15 protein-coding genes, 1 rRNA gene and 1 other RNA gene are annotated in these 15,810 nt (G+C 48.9%); 7 read left to right on the forward strand and 10 right to left on the reverse strand.

The annotated features are described in order from the left end of the window. The 5 genes from BZG23_RS06045 to BZG23_RS06065 form a co-directional block, all read right to left on the reverse strand. Positions 1 to 191, reverse strand: a 16S ribosomal RNA gene (locus tag BZG23_RS06045); the annotation flags it as partial. Between the two features lie 424 nt (positions 192 to 615). Further along, positions 616 to 1,047, reverse strand: a complete 432-nt coding sequence (locus tag BZG23_RS06050) for a type IV pilus modification PilV family protein (protein WP_046075192.1) — start codon at positions 1,045 to 1,047, stop codon at positions 616 to 618. A gap of 1 nt (position 1,048) precedes the next feature. Further along, positions 1,049 to 2,449 carry a hypothetical protein gene (locus BZG23_RS16585; RefSeq protein ID WP_077606429.1) on the reverse strand — a complete coding sequence of 467 codons (1,401 nt, stop codon included), beginning with the start codon at positions 2,447 to 2,449 and terminating at the stop codon, positions 1,049 to 1,051. Further along, positions 2,446 to 2,985 (reverse strand): hypothetical protein, encoded by a 540-nt coding sequence (locus BZG23_RS06060; RefSeq protein WP_077606430.1) that lies wholly within the window; start codon positions 2,983 to 2,985, stop codon positions 2,446 to 2,448. The genes BZG23_RS16585 and BZG23_RS06060 overlap by 4 nt, the downstream gene beginning before the upstream one ends. 97 nt (positions 2,986 to 3,082) lie before the next feature. Continuing rightward, on the reverse strand, positions 3,083 to 3,679 hold the full coding sequence (locus BZG23_RS06065) for a pilus assembly FimT family protein (RefSeq protein WP_077606431.1): 597 nt from the start codon (positions 3,677 to 3,679) through the stop codon (positions 3,083 to 3,085). A gap of 99 nt (positions 3,680 to 3,778) precedes the next feature. Between BZG23_RS06065 and BZG23_RS06070 the strand changes: the two genes are divergently transcribed. Next, the gene (locus BZG23_RS06070; protein WP_077606432.1) at positions 3,779 to 4,219 is read left to right on the forward strand and encodes a type IV pilin protein; all 441 of its coding nucleotides are present in this window, start codon (positions 3,779 to 3,781) and stop codon (positions 4,217 to 4,219) included. 124 nt (positions 4,220 to 4,343) lie between these two features. Here BZG23_RS06070 and dnaJ read toward each other — a convergent pair whose 3' ends face one another. From dnaJ to grpE, 3 genes are all read right to left on the reverse strand, one after another. Further along, positions 4,344 to 5,492 carry a molecular chaperone DnaJ gene (gene dnaJ / locus BZG23_RS06075; RefSeq protein ID WP_046075187.1) on the reverse strand — a complete coding sequence of 383 codons (1,149 nt, stop codon included), beginning with the start codon at positions 5,490 to 5,492 and terminating at the stop codon, positions 4,344 to 4,346. A 119-nt stretch (positions 5,493 to 5,611) separates the two neighbouring features. Next, complete coding sequence (gene dnaK / locus BZG23_RS06080; protein ID WP_046075186.1) at positions 5,612 to 7,534, reverse strand: molecular chaperone DnaK; 1,923 nt, start codon at positions 7,532 to 7,534, stop codon at positions 5,612 to 5,614. A gap of 196 nt (positions 7,535 to 7,730) precedes the next feature. Beyond that, positions 7,731 to 8,375, reverse strand: a complete 645-nt coding sequence (gene grpE, locus BZG23_RS06085; protein ID WP_077606433.1) for a nucleotide exchange factor GrpE — start codon at positions 8,373 to 8,375, stop codon at positions 7,731 to 7,733. A gap of 173 nt (positions 8,376 to 8,548) precedes the next feature. Between grpE and nadK the strand changes: the two genes are divergently transcribed. The 3 genes from nadK (at position 8,549) to bamE (ending at position 11,892) form a co-directional block, all read left to right on the forward strand. Then, positions 8,549 to 9,430 (forward strand): NAD(+) kinase, encoded by an 882-nt coding sequence (gene nadK / locus BZG23_RS06090; RefSeq protein WP_046075184.1) that lies wholly within the window; start codon positions 8,549 to 8,551, stop codon positions 9,428 to 9,430. Positions 9,431 to 9,614: 184 nt separating this feature from the next. Then, the gene (gene recN / locus BZG23_RS06095) at positions 9,615 to 11,282 is read left to right on the forward strand and encodes a DNA repair protein RecN (protein ID WP_077606434.1); all 1,668 of its coding nucleotides are present in this window, start codon (positions 9,615 to 9,617) and stop codon (positions 11,280 to 11,282) included. A gap of 253 nt (positions 11,283 to 11,535) precedes the next feature. Further along, entirely contained in the window at positions 11,536 to 11,892 is a 357-nt protein-coding gene (bamE, locus tag BZG23_RS06100) for an outer membrane protein assembly factor BamE (RefSeq protein ID WP_046075182.1), read from the forward strand. Between the two features lie 82 nt (positions 11,893 to 11,974). Here the strand turns inward: bamE and BZG23_RS06105 are convergent, their stop codons facing one another. Then, positions 11,975 to 12,325 carry an RnfH family protein gene (locus tag BZG23_RS06105; protein ID WP_077606435.1) on the reverse strand — a complete coding sequence of 117 codons (351 nt, stop codon included), beginning with the start codon at positions 12,323 to 12,325 and terminating at the stop codon, positions 11,975 to 11,977. After that, complete coding sequence (locus tag BZG23_RS06110) at positions 12,318 to 12,749, reverse strand: SRPBCC family protein (protein ID WP_046075180.1); 432 nt, start codon at positions 12,747 to 12,749, stop codon at positions 12,318 to 12,320. Before BZG23_RS06110 ends, BZG23_RS06105 begins: the two co-directional genes overlap by 8 nt. Before the next feature lie 155 nt (positions 12,750 to 12,904). On the opposite strand from BZG23_RS06110, the gene smpB reads away from it, so the two are divergent. From smpB to BZG23_RS06125, 3 genes are all read left to right on the forward strand, one after another. Next, the gene (gene smpB, locus BZG23_RS06115) at positions 12,905 to 13,390 is read left to right on the forward strand and encodes an SsrA-binding protein SmpB (RefSeq protein WP_046075179.1); all 486 of its coding nucleotides are present in this window, start codon (positions 12,905 to 12,907) and stop codon (positions 13,388 to 13,390) included. A 47-nt stretch (positions 13,391 to 13,437) separates the two neighbouring features. Next, positions 13,438 to 13,804, forward strand: a transfer-messenger RNA (tmRNA) gene (gene ssrA / locus BZG23_RS06120). Positions 13,805 to 13,864: 60 nt separating this feature from the next. Continuing rightward, a complete protein-coding gene (locus BZG23_RS06125) occupies positions 13,865 to 15,553 on the forward strand; it encodes a site-specific integrase (RefSeq protein ID WP_077605720.1) in 1,689 nt (562 codons plus the stop codon). The last annotated feature ends 257 nt before the right edge of the window (positions 15,554 to 15,810 follow it).

Below are 15,810 nucleotides of genomic sequence, written 5' to 3' on the forward strand. Positions count from 1 at the left end.
TATGCGGTATTAGCCGTCGTTTCCAACGGTTATCCCCCTCGTCAGGGCAGGTTCCCAGCCGTTACTCACCCGTCCGCCGCTCGACGTCCAGTAAATCCACCGAAGCTTCAATACTGCCGTTTCCGCTCGACTTGCATGTGTTAGGCCTGCCGCCAGCGTTCAATCTGAGCCATGATCAAACTCTTCAATTTAAGTTTTGGTGTTTGCTTTCCCAAAAGGGAAGACAGACAAACGGCTCGATAAATACTGTTTTGTTTGTCTCTTACGAGACAAACGAATTGACTGTGCCGAACAACTGTAAAAGTTGTCGCTTGGTCACTCAGTTTATCGAATAAATCTTTTTGTCTATTCTCAACGAGTGCCCACACAGATTGCATAGGTCAAATTGTTAAAGAGCGCCGCTCAATCTTGAGCGGGAGTGGCATCTTACGCCACTTTGGCAACAAGTCAAGCATTTTGTTTTGCTTGTTTATTTTGCCGTTGTTAGCGCGGCTTGCCGTGCCAACGAGAGCGCATTATAGAGAGGTATTTTTGTGACGCAAGGGGTTTTTCTTAAAAACGTTTCAAGCGAGCAAAAAGCCACCACTTCACGTTTGCCGTTCGTGGAGGGGGACTTTAATTGAAATCGTTTTGTCGCCGCGCCCCTGTGAAATAGAAAACCAGAGATTGTTGCTGTTGACGGCGGTTTTGCCACCGCACTGCCAGCGTTAGTGTTTTGGCAGATACCTTATCATCGACTATCAGTGTGTTTTGCACATTAGTCACCACCAGCTCATAGATCGAGTCTTCGGTCGTAATCAAACACTCCGAAAGGTTATCTAACCTGATGGGATCACGGTTACTTGTTGAACATGGCGCATCAGTATTGATCAATCGCCAGTGAGAGAGTTGGTTGTTAGCCAAATACATAGCCTCTTTAGCTAAACGTGCATCACGCTGCTGAGTCTGAATATCCGTTGTCAGGCGATACACGCCAGCGCTAGTCATAGAAACCAACACAAGAGCCAGTAAGATCTCGATAAATGAGAAACCTCGCGCTCGTAACATGCTACCCCTCTCCATGAGGCGGTTTGATGTCATGATAACTGTTACCGACAGGCCGCCACTGCCTAAGCCCAGCAAAGCTCTTCTGCAATATCTCACCACTATAGGTCGGTTTGAATGAACCATACACCACGGAGTGGCCATCCGGCACGTCGGTAATAAATGCGCCCTTGGTGATGAAACTACCGTGAAACCAAAAAGGGACATGCCGTGCTTGATCAGGATCGGTGACGGTCGATGTGATCATTGGGCAAAGTTCTTGGATATTGCTATTAGAGCTCGAGCAAGACATCTGTCCAGACTCGGAAATACTCATCCCCCATTGATCGGCAAAATTATTATCGCTAGGCGTCGAGGTAAACTGATAAATCACACCGTTAAATGCATCCATACCACCTCGTAAAGCCAGAATACCGTCTTGAACAACGAGGAGAATAGGTACATCGCTTGCTAACACCGCATGTTCTCCCCGACTCAAATCGCAAGGCCCATCAACCCACACTTTAATATTCGCGTTCTCTGATGATGTACTGTTTGAAACCGCACTCAGTAATGGATCATAACACTCAGAGGGATCACCATGGGTACTAAAAACGGTGCCGCCTTGACGTTCAAATTGTTCTCTGACTGTTTTCCACTGCGCGCGAGGAGCACCAAAGTACTCTTTGAACAAGTCCATATTCTCAACATTGGTTTGCACATCTTTTTTTAGTCGCGCGCCGGTTTCATCGCGACTATCTGCCACTGTATAGTCGCTAATCTCCGTTTTATATTCGGGAGCGCATTTATCACTGCTCTCTAAGCTGACGGTGAACTTGTTTTCACTTTTCTCCTCTTCACTCTCAGGCCCACCTTCACCCGAAGTGCGTGGACGAATCATGACATCGCCCCCGGCTACAATTGAATGGCATTCATATAAACCATCCTCTCGCTTTTTTCCCTTTGCTGGTCGCCATGTATTGCCACCGTAAAACGCTGCTGATCCTGAAGTGACAAATGAACTTCTTCGTGCACCGGTGGCTTTTGCTAGGGTCACTCCGACTTGTTGCTGTGCATGAGTCGCGTAAAGATGCCACATTCCGCGCTCACTATTTTGCCAAGGCTCCAACCATAATTGGCTCCCTGCGATATGTTGACAAGGTGAGAGTTGCGCTATCCCCGCTGCCACATCGTCTTTCGATAAATGAATACCATCATGTTTGATCTTAGCCACCGCGCAATCTAGAGCCGCCCACGCTCTAGAAAGGGATTGCTCGGTTGTGATTTTCGCCTGTGTTTGTTGGATATCATTGACTGCGCGTCGACTGACGCCTAATACAATCAGAAGCGTAATCAGAGCGATACTGGCGACCACCGCGAGGGTGGCTATACCTTGGTCACGCGTGCATTTTGCGACGTACTTCATGATGAGGCCACCGTATTAGCTAAAACCAATGTTCGCGACACATCTTTACGCAGACCAGGTTGGCGGTTTAGCGAGGCGGAAACCTTGATAGTCAGTGAGGTAATGCGTCGACCATTTTCGGTATGCACCTCGTTACGGGTAAAAGATAAATGCGAGATCTTCAATGCACGAGAAGAAATATCTCGCCAATAACCTGATTCACACGACCAGTTCGCTGTGTCTCGGTGGTTCTCATAGACCTCTATGGCATGGGCTTCAGTGTCTAGTCGAAAGCCTTTGGCGTCATCTTTACCCACGGTATTCGTAGGATGGGTGCTGCCTTGTTGATAAGCAAAACGAAGGCATTGCCCTTGACGCTGCGAAGGGGTTTCATCAATCAATAAAAGCTGAGGTTCATGACCATTGTCAAAGAGGTAGGGTGATGCGCCACCACACTGGTAGCACAGCCCGGCTCGGCGTATCTCAGTTTCCATCATCGTTAATAAGCGGCTGATTTCGAGCGATAAGCGCGTCTTGGCATCGAGTCTGGCTTGCATCGTGGTTGCCGAAGTCAAGACAGCAAGTGCTGTGATTGAAACTAAAATACTCACTGACAWACCGACTAAAAGCTCAACTAATGAGTACCCTTTGGACTTAGCTGCATGCACTGTCGATACCACCCCACTGACAGGATTCAAAACCGAGGTATTGACGGACAGTGACCACATAGTCAGGCGCTTGCCCGTCGCCGTCGCCCAAACCGACGGTCAGATTCAAGGTTGGTCGCTGGGTGCGAAAATCAATCGAGAATATCTCACCTTCCGGTAACGGCGCCCAGCTTTTTTTCGCTTTAAGCAACAGCGAGATATCAGTCGGGATCGTCACCATAGGCAATCTTGTCTGTTGGCAAGACATGGCGGAGAGCTGATCAGGTGCACTGCTAAGTAGACCGCTTCCACGACTCGGTTGCGCAACGATACACTGGGTGTTTTTTGCTTTAAGCAGGCGAAGATGATAGACCCGGCTTTCTTCCATCGCACGAGCTTGAGCAAGATGAAACAAACTTGTGAGCGATTCACTGCGGCTCGCGATCATCGTTGCTTGCTGGGCAGACGAAAAGCGAGGAATCGCGATGGTGCAAACAGCCGCCAACACGCTCAGTACCAGCAGGGACTCAATAAGGGTGATGCCACTCATGTTTTTAAGACAGCGCCGAGAGCACTGACTTAAGCGCAGAGTTTGAAAACGCATACTGTCTCCCAAGGTTTGGGGGTCGCCATTGCCTGCAGGCTAACACCCGCATAGGCTCAGTAGGGTTTTCATTATCAACTCTTCGAGAGGTTAAAAAGAATGCGTCAGCGTCAAAGCCGCCGTTTTCAACATGGAGTGACGTTGATCGAGATCCTGATAGTGCTCGCCATTATTGCCACCTTAGCGGCCGTGGTCGTGCCTCACTTTCACCAGTATCAGCAAACACAAGCACGCAAAGCAGCGATTGGGCGGTTAGTGCAGCTCCAGTCCTGGGTAGAAATACAAGTCATCACCAAGGCATATTACCCAAGCGTTTCTCACTCTGAACTTCTAGAACAGGGGCTTGTTTGCACAGATTGCCAAGTATCATCCGACTATCAGTTCTCGATAAAAGGCAGTAAAACAAGCTATAGAATTATCGCTCACCCTCAAGCAGATGGTCGTCAGCATGACGACCCATGCAATAGGTTGGCATTGCACCCTAATGGGGTAATTACCAGCATGTCAGCCGAGACATCCTGCTCGCTTCCCTCCGAGTAGGGCACGACAGACTTCTCTTTGAAATAGGTTCTTGTGGCAAAAAAATAGCCAGCACAAGGCTGGCTATTCACTATTCGCAATTGTTATTCACAGATAACGCTTTACTGTCTGTCAGGCTAAGCGTTTATCCGGTCAAATCGTCAAAAAACTTCTTCACACCGTCAAAAAAGCCTTCTGATTTTGGCTTGTGCTTTTTCGCTTCAGTGCCACTAAACGACTCTTCCAGTTCTTGAAGCAGCTCTTTTTGTCGGCTACTCAAGTTAACGGGGGTCTCGACTACCATTTTGCAGATGAGATCGCCAACACCGCCACCACGAACAGACTGCACCCCTTTACCGCGCATACGGAACATGCGGCCCGTTTGTGTCTCTGCTGGGACTTTTAGGCTAACACGGCCATCTAACGTAGGGACTTCAACCTCGCCACCGAGCGCTGCCATGGTGAAGCTCACCGGTACTTCGCAGTAGAGGTTGTTACCATCACGGGTGAAAATATGGTGTTCGCGGACGTGCACTTGAACATACAAGTCACCCGCCGGAGCACCGTTTTCACCGGCTTCTCCCTCACCAGATAAGCGAATGCGATCGCCCGTATCGACACCTGCAGGAATTTTCACATTTAGGTGCTTGGTTTCTTTTACGCGACCTTGGCCGTGGCAGCTATTACAAGGGTCTTTAATAATGGTCCCGCTACCATGACACGTTGGACACGCTTGTTGGACCGCGAAGAAACCTTGGCGCATTTGCACTTGGCCGATCCCGTTACAAGTCCCACAAGTTTGTTTTTTCGAGCCCGGTTTCGCCCCACTGCCATCACAGGTTTTACACCCGACATAAGTAGGCACTTCGATCTCTTTGCTGACGCCACGGACTGCCTCTTCCAAGGTAAGCTCCATGTTGTAGCGTAAATCGGCACCACGTTGCGCGCGTTGCTGACCACCACGACGACCTCCGCCGAATATATCGCCGAATACGTCACCAAAAATATCGCTAAAGTCAGCACCTCCGCCGAAGCCTCCGCCGCCGAAGCCGCCGCCTCCCATACCACCTTGCTCAAAGGCGGCATGACCATATTGGTCATAGGCTGCACGTTTTTGCGGGTCGGTCAGCACTTCGTAGGCCAACTTGATTTCTTTAAATTGGTCGGCGGCATCATCGCCTTTGTTGCGGTCTGGGTGATATTTCATCGCCAGCCGCTTATAGGCTTTTTTAATATCGCGCTCGCTTGCATCGCGGCTTAAGCCGAGCACTTCATACAAATCTCTTTTAGACATGGTCTGACTGCACCTGTTTACGTCAACAAAACAAAGACGTTCAATTCACTGTTTGATAAAACGACGGGCGAAGGAGATTGCTCCCCTACGCCCGTGCTTATTAACGACAGTGCTTTCGCTTATTTCTTGTCGTCGTCTTTAACTTCTTCGAACTCAGCATCGACAACATCGTCGTCTTGTTTTGCTGAATCAGCACCGGCGTCTTGCTGCGCCTGCTCATCTTGAGCTTGCTGCTGCGCGATTTCCATCAATTTTGATGAAGCGGCAACCAGTGCTTGAACCTTCGCGTCGATGTCTTCTTTATCTTCACCGTTACGCGCGGTTTCTAGCTCAGAAATGGCGGTTTCGATCTTCTCTTTGTCTTCCGCAGGCAGTTTGTCACCCGCTTCGTCCATTTGCTTACGTGTACCGTGAACCAGCTGGTCTGCTTGGTTACGCGCAGTCACTAGCTCTTCGAACTTCTTGTCCGCTTCTTTATTCGCTTCTGCTTCTTGAACCATCTTTTCAACGTCTTCGTCGCTCAGACCGCCAGACGCTTGAATAGTGATCTTCTGCTCTTGACCCGTTTGCTTATCAGCAGCAGACACGTTCAAGATACCGTCGGCGTTCAAATCGAAGGTTACTTCAATTTGTGGCACACCACGTGGCGCAGGCTGGATGCCCTCAAGGTTGAACTGACCCAGTGATTTGTTATGCATGGCTTGCTTACGCTCACCCTGAATCACGTGGATCGTTACCGCACTTTGGTTGTCTTCTGCCGTCGAGAACACCTGATTCGCCTTGGTTGGGATCGTGGTGTTTTTCTCAATCAGCTTGGTCATCACACCGCCCATGGTTTCGATACCCAGTGAAAGCGGGGTCACGTCAAGCAGCAGTACGTCTTTTACATCACCAGACAGTACGCCACCTTGTGCCGCGGCACCCATGGCAACGGCTTCATCAGGGTTCACGTCTTTACGTGCATCCTTACCGAAGTACTCTGCCACCTTGGCCTGTACCATTGGCATACGAGTTTGACCGCCGACCAAGATAACGTCAGTGATTTCGTCAACTGATAGCTCCGCATCAGCCAGTGCCACTTTCATTGGCTCAAGTGAACGCTGAACCAGCTCTTCAACCAGTGATTCTAGCTTGGCACGCGTAACTTTGATGTTCATGTGCTTAGGACCGGTTGCGTCCGCCGTCACATAAGGCAAGTTCACGTCTGTTTGCTGTGCTGAAGACAGTTCAATCTTCGCTTTCTCAGCCGCTTCTTTGACACGCTGCATCGCTAGCGGGTCTTGACGTAGGTCGATACCTTGCTCTTTTTTGAACTCGTCAACCAAGTAAGTGATCAGACGGTTATCAAAGTCTTCACCACCAAGGTGCGTGTCACCGTTTGTTGCCAATACTTCGAACGTTTGCTCGCCATCTACCTCATCGATTTCGATGATAGAGATATCGAAGGTACCACCACCTAGGTCATACACAGCGATTGTGCGATCGCCGCCTTTTTTGTCTAGACCATAAGCCAGTGCCGCAGCTGTTGGCTCGTTGATGATACGTTTAACTTCTAGACCTGCGATACGACCAGCATCTTTGGTTGCTTGACGCTGTGAGTCATTAAAGTAAGCAGGGACAGTAATTACCGCGCCAGTCACTTCCTCACCGAGGAAATCTTCAGCGGTTTTCTTCATTTTCTTCAGGACTTCAGCAGACACCTGTGGCGCAGCCATTTTTTGGCCTTTCGCCTCAACCCAAGCGTCACCGTTATCTGCCTTAACAATTTTGTAAGGCATGATGCTGATATCACGCTGCACTTCTTCATCTTCGAAGCGGCGGCCGATCAGACGCTTGATAGCAAACAGGGTGTTTTCTGGGTTTGTCACTGCCTGACGCTTCGCAGGCTGGCCGACAAGTGTTTCACCATCTTGTGTGTAAGCGATAACCGATGGTGTTGTACGATCACCCTCTGCGTTCTCAATGACGCGCGTTTTTTCACCGTCAAGTACGGCGACACATGAGTTGGTTGTACCCAAGTCAATACCAATGATTTTACCCATCTGGTGCTCTCCGAAATTCGTTCTGTGGCTTTAATGCGTTACCCCTTATGTGGGGGTAACTGTGAGAGGTTCAACCCCCTCACCGCAATTTTTATTTAGTGCTGCCGTTTAAATAAGGGCAGCCAAATGCTTTTCAAGGGGAGAAGGCAAAAAAAACACCGAATCGAGTTCGGCAAGGGCCTTCTTCGAGCCCTCGTTAGGCTTTTTCGTCTACGTTACCTTGCGGCGCTTTAGACACCATCACCATGGCTGGGCGCACAACACGGCCGTTTAACTCATAACCTTTTTGCATCACCATCATCACGGTATTTGGCTCATGCTCCGCGCTTTCTTGGATGGTCATGGCCTGATGCAATTCAGGGTCAAACGGCTGACCTTGTGGATCGATCGCTTTCAACCCAAACTTATCGATGGTATCCATCATGGTTTTCAGCGTCAGCTCAACGCCTTCCACCATTGGCTTGATTGATTCGTCTTCTTTGTCGGCCATCTCCACGGCACGCTCAAGGTTATCAATCACAGGTAAAAGCTCACCGGCGAATTTTTCTAAGGCAAACTTGCGCGCCTTATCCACTTCTTGCTCGGTACGACGACGCATGTTGTCCACGTCTGCTCGGGCACGCAGCACACTGTCTTGCTGCTCTTGCACCTTGGCTTCGCTCGCCTCGAGCGCCGCTTCAAGTTCGGTGATACGTGCAATCATGGCTGCGGTTTCCTCATGCTCAATGTCTGCACCACTACTTGCTTGTTGCTCAGCGGCCTGCTCTGTACCTTTGGCTTCAGCAGCTTGCGCGTTTTTCATCGCTTCCTGCTCTTGCTTCACTTTCTGTTCTTCGCTCATGATCACTCCGACACAAATGGCATTGCCCAGCACGCCACTGGGACTATTCAACTTGATTGACGAAAGTATTATGGGGATGAATCTTTGTGATTCAACCGCCCACATAACGCAAATCACGACAATCGCTTTTTTCCCGCGTTATACTGAGCTCAAATAACGATGAGATCCTAATTATGTCGACACCATTCCAGCGCATTGCCTTAATTGGCAAACCTCGTAACCCGGAAGCGGTTAACACACACATAGGCCTCTACCATTGGCTTATCGAGCGCGGTTATGACGTGTGTATCGATACACGTTTAAGCACTAACCTGGGTTTGCCGGATGCACATTATTTGGATCTGGTCAGCATTGGCCAACACGCTGACTTGGCCATTGTGATCGGTGGGGACGGTAACATGTTAGGTGCTGCCCGCGTATTGTCTCGCTGCGATATCAAGGTGATCGGGGTAAACCGCGGTAACCTCGGCTTTCTCACCGACTTAGATCCCGAAGCCTTCGAACATGCGCTAGAAGCGGTATTAAACGGCGATTACGTGGACGAAGACCGTTTTTTGCTTGAAACCGAAATCCATCGCCATGATCAGGTAAAAAGTCATAACGCCTCATTGAATGAAGCAGTGCTTCACCCCGGGCAAGTCGCGCACATGATTGAATTTGAGGTGTACATTAACGAGCAGTTTGCCTTCTCACAGCGCTCAGACGGGATTATTATCTCGACCCCCACAGGCTCAACAGCCTATAGCTTGTCCGGCGGTGGCCCCATTTTATCTCCCAGCCTCAACGCGATTTCGCTCGTGCCTATGTTTCCGCATACACTGTCAAGCCGCCCGCTGGTCGTCGATGGCAACCGCCGTATAAAATTACTGGTTTCCCCAGATAACCGCGGCACGTTGGAAGTGAGCTGTGATGGTCAGGTCTCTTTGCCAGTCAACCCAGGTGATGAGGTACATATTTACAAAAGCCCGGCCACTCTCAAGCTCATTCATCCTCAAGACTACAATTATTACAATACCTTACGTAAAAAACTGGGTTGGTCTTCTAAGCTATTTTAAGCGAGCCACTTCCTTATTCTTATTCTCCGCATCCGATAAAGAGCAGGTCTTCCTGCTTTTTTCATGCACAATTTTTGTGCTGTTCATCGCATTCAAAACAATTCTTGCTAAACAGTATTCACTGGATGAAAAAACAGTATATACTGTATCTATACACAGTTGTTGATAGATACAGGTGTTTACTATGTTAGCCGATATAACCATTCAAAACTTTGCCATCGTTAAATCCTTGGAGCTGGAGTTTAGTAAAGGCATGACGGCGATCACCGGTGAGACCGGGGCGGGTAAATCCATTTCTATCGATGCGCTGGGTTTATGCCTTGGCGATCGTGCCGATGCCAATATGGTTCGCCCGGGTGAAAAGCGCGCAGAGATTTCTGCCAGTTTCACCCTAGAGCAAAACAGTGCCGCGCGTCGCTGGCTACAAGATAACGAACTCGAAGACGGCGACGATTGCATTCTAAGGCGTGTGATCACCAAAGAAGGTCGTTCACGCGCATACATTAACGGAAACCCGGTTCCCGCCTCACAACAAAAAGCGCTTGGGCAGTTATTGATTAATATCCACGGTCAGCATGCGCATCAACAGCTGTTACGTCCCGAACACCAGATTACCTTGTTGGATCAATACGCCGGTCACCAGTCTTTGCTGGATAAAATGGCGACACGCTATCAGCGTTGGCGCCGCACTAAAAATGAGCTAAAAGCATTGATCAAGAAAAAAGATGACATTGATGCTCAGCAACAGCTATTGGAATATCAAGTGGGTGAACTCAATGAACTCGCATTGGGTGAAGAGGAATACCAACACATTGAAGAAGAACACAAGCGCTTATCGAACAGTGGTGATATCGCCATGACCAGTCAGGCGGTAGTGGATCTACTCAGTGAAGGCGAAGAAACTAACACCCTAAGTTTATTGACCGCCGCTCAACAGCGTTTAAGTGAATTAGCCGCGATGGACAATCACTTTTCACCGCTCGCTGAGATGCTTGAAGAGGCGCGGATCCAAACGCAAGAGACGAGTCAAGAAGTGAGCAGTTATCTTGATCAACTCGATATGGATCCTCAACGCCTTCAGTATCTAGATCAGCGCATGAGCACTATCATGAGTTTGGCGCGTAAACATCAGGTTCAACCCGATGCATTATATGAAACGCATCAACAATTGATTCAAGAGTTGGAGAAACTGGGACATAACGATGAGGCGATTGAGCAATTGCAAGCCAATGTGGACAAGCAGTTTGCTGACTGTCTCGACACCGCTGAGAAGTTGAGCAAAAGCCGCCGCCGCTATGCCAAAGAATTGAACAAACTGATCACGCAAAGCATGCACCAGCTGAGCATGGAACATGGTAGCTTCGAGATCCAAGTCGAGAATAAAGCGGAAACCCACCTCAGCCCACTGGGTGGCGATGCTGTGGCGTTTCTTGTGTCGACGAATCCAGGTCAGCCTTTACAACCACTGGCTAAAGTAGCATCCGGCGGCGAGCTCTCTCGAATCTCACTGGCCATTCAAGTCATCACCGCGCAAAAGGTTGAAACACCAAGCCTTATCTTTGATGAGGTTGATGTGGGGATCAGTGGACCTACAGCAGCGATTGTGGGCAAACTCTTGCGTCAACTTGGCGACTCCACCCAAGTGATGTGCGTCACCCACTTGCCGCAAGTCGCAGGCTGTGGCCATCAGCAAATGTTTGTTGCCAAAGACACAGAGAAAGGCAGCACCACGACCCGTATGTACCCGCTCGACTATAAGGCACGAATTAGTGAACTTGCACGGTTACTGGGCGGCAGTGAAATCACTGATCGCACCCTCGCAAACGCGGAAGATCTTCTAGTGGCCGCTTGATTCTGCCAAGTCAAAACAGCGTTGAATGTGGCATTAAGACCGAGAAAAGTGCACTAGCTCTGCTTTTCTCGGTTATTTCCTTACACACGTCGAACTTTTTCACATTATCACCGTCCAAACGCTGGTCGTTAGCAGGTTTTTTACATATATTCTCTGCTTGATTATACTCGGGACGCGAAAGCCAGCAGGCACGAACTGCTAAGCGTCTTCGAAAGACGTGATTTGCCATCAAAAGACAGTGAAGATATTAACTATGGGTTGGACTAAAGCCGCCGTTGCCTCTCTGATGGCGATTGCCATGATGGGCTGCTCTTATGCCGAAAAACTGGTTTATCGAGTGGATATAAACCAAGGAAATTACATTGAAGAAAAGGCCGTGGACGCCTTGAAATTTGGCATGACCAAAGAGCAGGTTAAGTTCCTTCTCGGTCCTCCTATGCTCGTTGAGTCAGGCTACCCCAACACTTGGTACTTTGTGCAATGGCAACAACCTGGCCATGAAGCGCCGACACAAAAAGATCTGGTCCTCTCCTTTGACGATAATAACCAATTAGTCAACATGGACGGTGATTTCGAGCCGGGCGAGCAATTTTTCGAAGCCGTTCAGTAACGGTGATGCATCCGGCACTCTGATGCCGCTATATATTCATCCTTTAGTAAAGGCGCCGCTCGGCGCCTTTCTTTTTGCCCCGTTACGAGCGTTTGCGCTGGGAATCAACACGGCCCCCGGTGACAGGATCGGCTTTCCCCTCTTGTTTCGCGCGTTCGGCGCGACGACGGCGGATCTCTTTCGGGTCAGCTTGCAGCGGCCGGTAAATCTCAATGCGATCCCCGTCGCGCACTTGCGCGTCTAGTTTCACCGGTCGGCTAAATACCCCAATCTTGTTGGTCGCAAGATCAATCTCCGGATAGGCGTTTAAGACACCTGATTGACGAATAATGTCTTCCACCGTCGAGTCGCGCTTCACCACGCAGTTGAAGATGCGCTGCTCATTAGGCAACGGGTAAACCACTTCAACATGCAGCAATGTCTCTTCACTCATAAATTTCTTTCGCTCGCTCTGTAAACGCCTTCACCATGCTACTGGTTAACTCGCTGAAGATACGGCCAAAGGCAGCTTCAACCAAGCGGTTAGTAAACTCAAACTCGAGATCCAATTCGATTTTACACGCATCACTTGATAGTGGCGTGAATTTCCAGCCACCACTCAAGCGTTTAAATGGTCCATCCACCAGCGTCATATCAATTCGGCTGTTATCCACCAGATAATTCTTAGTGGTAAATGTTTTCTTTATGCCCGCTTTCGCCACATCTAACGACGCAACCATGGTGGTGTCTGTGTGCTCAATAAGACGGGTACTCACACACCCGGGCAAAAAAGCGGGATAGGATTCAACATCGTTCACCAAGGCAAACATTTGCTCAGCACTGTACGGCACTAAAGCCGAGCGGATGATTTGCGGCATAGGGACTCCTTGCAAGTTAACCGCGAGATAATACCATCGAGACCCACTTTGACCAATGTTAGCAAACAACATCGCGAATAAAGTCTTACTCTTTCTGCCCCTGAGTACGATAATCCTTTCATTCTTCGATATATCGCCTTTATAATGCGCACACTATGGCTAAGAAAAACGCAAAGAACAAAGCAAACAGCAACACCATTGCACTGAATAAAAAAGCACGCTTTGAATACTTCATTGAAGATGACTTCGAGGCAGGGCTTGAGCTACAAGGTTGGGAGGTGAAAGCACTCCGAGCAGGTAAAGCCAATATCAGTGAAAGCTATGTGTTGTTAAAAGACGGGGAAGCCTTCTTGTTCGGGGCTACCATTACCCCGCTTAATGTGGCTTCCACGCATGTGGTGGCTGATCCACAGCGCACCCGTAAGTTATTGCTTAAGCGGCGTGAGCTTGATACCTTGCTAGGCAAAGTCAATCGAGACGGTTTCACGGTGGTGGCACTGTCTTTATACTGGAAACAATCTTTTGCTAAACTGAAGATAGGGTTGGCAAAAGGTAAGAAGTTACACGATAAGCGCGATACAGCGAAAGACAGAGACTGGCAACGTCAAAAGTCCAGGATCATGAAAAACGCAGCGCGTTAATCGTTGACGCGGCAGATCAATCTGTTAGACTCTGCTGCTCACACTCTGGGGCTGATTCAGGATTCGACAGGATTGAGAAGGCCCGTGGAGCATGCCGAGGGGCGGTTGGCCTCGTAAAAAGCCGCAAAAAAATAGTCGCAAACGACGAAAACTACGCACTAGCAGCTTAATAACCTGTTGAGTGCCTATCCTCCCTAGCCTCCGCCTGTAGGACGGGGATTCAGGATAGTCAAAACCAAACAGGATCGCGTGGATGCTTTGACCCAAGAGCTGAAGCGTTAAAACTAAGTTGGGTATGTCTTTGTGTGGCGTGTTTGTCCGCAGCACACTGACGAGATTAAAGACAAACTAAGCATGTAGCGCCATTGGTTAGACTGATTCTGGACGCGGGTTCAACTCCCGCCAGCTCCACCACTTTCCTTTAAGTTGTTGTTTTTATTAAAAGTTCTTTTGTTTCAAGCAGTTAAAAAGCATATGTGTGATACGCAGCTGAGCTACACGGGCGACGATTTGCACATATACAAACGTAAAAACAGCAGCGTTTACTATTTCCAAAAGCGAGTTCCTAGCCGCCTAGTCGAGCACTATGGCAAGCGCCTTATTCGCTTCTCTTTGAAGACCTCGAACAAGACACAAGCCAAACAACTAGCCACCATCGAGGCTGGTCGCCTGATGAAAGAGTTCGCGGAGCTCAGTGGCTATTCTGTACCAGAGAAGAGAGTTGAGCTGGTCGACCTTCAGAACATTGCCATTGAAGCCACCAATACGTGGGTAAAAGACAAGCAAGACAACATGCTGACTGGCTCTGTCGATGTTGAGGGTATACGGAACGGGTTAGAAGCAAGCCTAGACGCCATTCAAGAACATGCAGCTGGCATGCTACACGACAACCTAAAGCTAGCTGATGCACCTCGCGTACACCGTGTTTTTGAGGGAGCTATCCCTAGCCGGATTACCGACCAGTACAACGCGCTCACAGAGCCACAGAAAGCGCGTGTATTCATCGAGTTCGCCCAACACCTACAAGCCCAGACACAGACTCTCCTAGACTCGATTAGCGGCTTCTCGAGCGACATTAAGACCATCACCAAACCAATCCCTAAGATAGAAAAAGCTCCAACACTTGAATATGTCGCTAATGAGTTCTTAGAGAACAAGCAAACAGAAATGGCAGCAACTGGTAAGCCAATGAGTGAGAAGCTCAAGCAGCGCTATCAAGTATCTATTGAGTTCCTTCTTGGTTTTATGGGGGCTGACTATCCTGTCAAAGAGGTCTTGGCACTAGATATAAGAAATCTGAGGAATGTACTGATAGACACGCCAAGTAATTCAGCCAAGTTAAAGGAGACCAAGAATCTCACGACTCCTGAGCTTATTGCTGTGGTGAGTAGTGGGCAATTGAAGCACCTTCCCCCTCTTTCTATCACGAGCATCAATCAGCGCTTAGAAGCGATTTCTGCAATATTTAAGTTCGCTATGCAAGAACGATATATCACATTCAACCCTGCAGAGAACGTGAAGCTCAAGAAAAAAATCGCGGACAAGGACGCACGGAGACCATACTCACCAGAGATGCTCGACAGGTTGCTTCAGTTGACCAAAGGCACAGAGCACTACTGGATTGTACGAATAGCACTTTGTTGTGGTCTGCGTATGAATGAAATCGTCCAGTTGAGACCTTCAGACATCAGGCAACACGAGGGCATTTGGTATATCTCTGTAAATGAAGAGGACGGCAAGGCGTTAAAGACTAGCTCTTCGGCCAGATCTGTGCCTCTGCCTGACGCACTGTTAAACCTTGGTTTCATCGAGTTCGTACAGTCACTGAATACAGAGACGCTATTCGATATTCCTCTTCCAAAACAGGGCGGGTATCGCTCAGACATATACAGTAAGCGCTATGCCTATTTCTGTCGTAAGCATGAACTAAGAGCAGACCGTGTGACTTTCCATAGCTTGAGACACAACTTCAAAGACCTAGCGTTGAATGCTGGAGTGCCTGAAGTAGCTTATAAGCAACTTGGTGGATGGTCAGAGAGCTCTGTGAGTGGCAATTACGGCTCAGGTCTGACGATAGTTAGTCTCAAAAAGCATGTAGAGACCATAGATTACCCCATCGACGAGCAAGAGGCAGTTGATACTCGACTCCATATGGCAGAGTAGCTTCTCTATGGCCTCTTAGGAAGCCTGTAACAGCCAAGTGGAAACACTGTTGTCGATTGATGGTGGTGGCTTATTGGGGCGAGTAGCAGTGCCCCATGATTTCCCCATGCATTTCCTTTGAGCGGTAGACCAGACAAACCACAATGCATAGGTGGAAGCCGTTTGAGGCTAAAGCCCTTGTGTCGGTTTGTACTCTGTCCTCTCTGATGACTAAGACTGCGTTAGTCAGGACGTGGTCTGCCAGACAACTCTAGCTC

The sequence above is a fragment of the Salinivibrio sp. ML290 genome, from assembly GCF_001995695.1.
Classification (GTDB): domain Bacteria; phylum Pseudomonadota; class Gammaproteobacteria; order Enterobacterales; family Vibrionaceae; genus Salinivibrio; species Salinivibrio siamensis.

Bases quoted from the DNA above. Each gene is read 5' to 3' on its own strand.
- BZG23_RS06050 (WP_046075192.1), bottom strand. From the start codon at position 1,047: ATGTTACGAGCGCGAGGTTTCTCATTTATCGAGATCTTACTGGCTCTT.
- BZG23_RS16585 (WP_077606429.1), bottom strand. From the start codon at position 2,449: ATGAAGTACGTCGCAAAATGCACGCGTGACCAAGGTATAGCCACCCTC.
- BZG23_RS06060 (WP_077606430.1), bottom strand. From the start codon at position 2,985: ATGCAAGCCAGACTCGATGCCAAGACGCGCTTATCGCTCGAAATCAGC.
- BZG23_RS06065 (WP_077606431.1), bottom strand. From the start codon at position 3,679: ATGCGTTTTCAAACTCTGCGCTTAAGTCAGTGCTCTCGGCGCTGTCTT.
- BZG23_RS06070 (WP_077606432.1), top strand. From the start codon at position 3,779: ATGCGTCAGCGTCAAAGCCGCCGTTTTCAACATGGAGTGACGTTGATC.
- dnaJ (WP_046075187.1), bottom strand. From the start codon at position 5,492: ATGTCTAAAAGAGATTTGTATGAAGTGCTCGGCTTAAGCCGCGATGCA.
- dnaK (WP_046075186.1), bottom strand. From the start codon at position 7,534: ATGGGTAAAATCATTGGTATTGACTTGGGTACAACCAACTCATGTGTC.
- grpE (WP_077606433.1), bottom strand. From the start codon at position 8,375: ATGAGCGAAGAACAGAAAGTGAAGCAAGAGCAGGAAGCGATGAAAAAC.
- nadK (WP_046075184.1), top strand. From the start codon at position 8,549: ATGTCGACACCATTCCAGCGCATTGCCTTAATTGGCAAACCTCGTAAC.
- recN (WP_077606434.1), top strand. From the start codon at position 9,615: ATGTTAGCCGATATAACCATTCAAAACTTTGCCATCGTTAAATCCTTG.
- bamE (WP_046075182.1), top strand. From the start codon at position 11,536: ATGGGTTGGACTAAAGCCGCCGTTGCCTCTCTGATGGCGATTGCCATG.
- BZG23_RS06105 (WP_077606435.1), bottom strand. From the start codon at position 12,325: ATGAGTGAAGAGACATTGCTGCATGTTGAAGTGGTTTACCCGTTGCCT.
- BZG23_RS06110 (WP_046075180.1), bottom strand. From the start codon at position 12,749: ATGCCGCAAATCATCCGCTCGGCTTTAGTGCCGTACAGTGCTGAGCAA.
- smpB (WP_046075179.1), top strand. From the start codon at position 12,905: ATGGCTAAGAAAAACGCAAAGAACAAAGCAAACAGCAACACCATTGCA.
- BZG23_RS06125 (WP_077605720.1), top strand. From the start codon at position 13,865: ATGTGTGATACGCAGCTGAGCTACACGGGCGACGATTTGCACATATAC.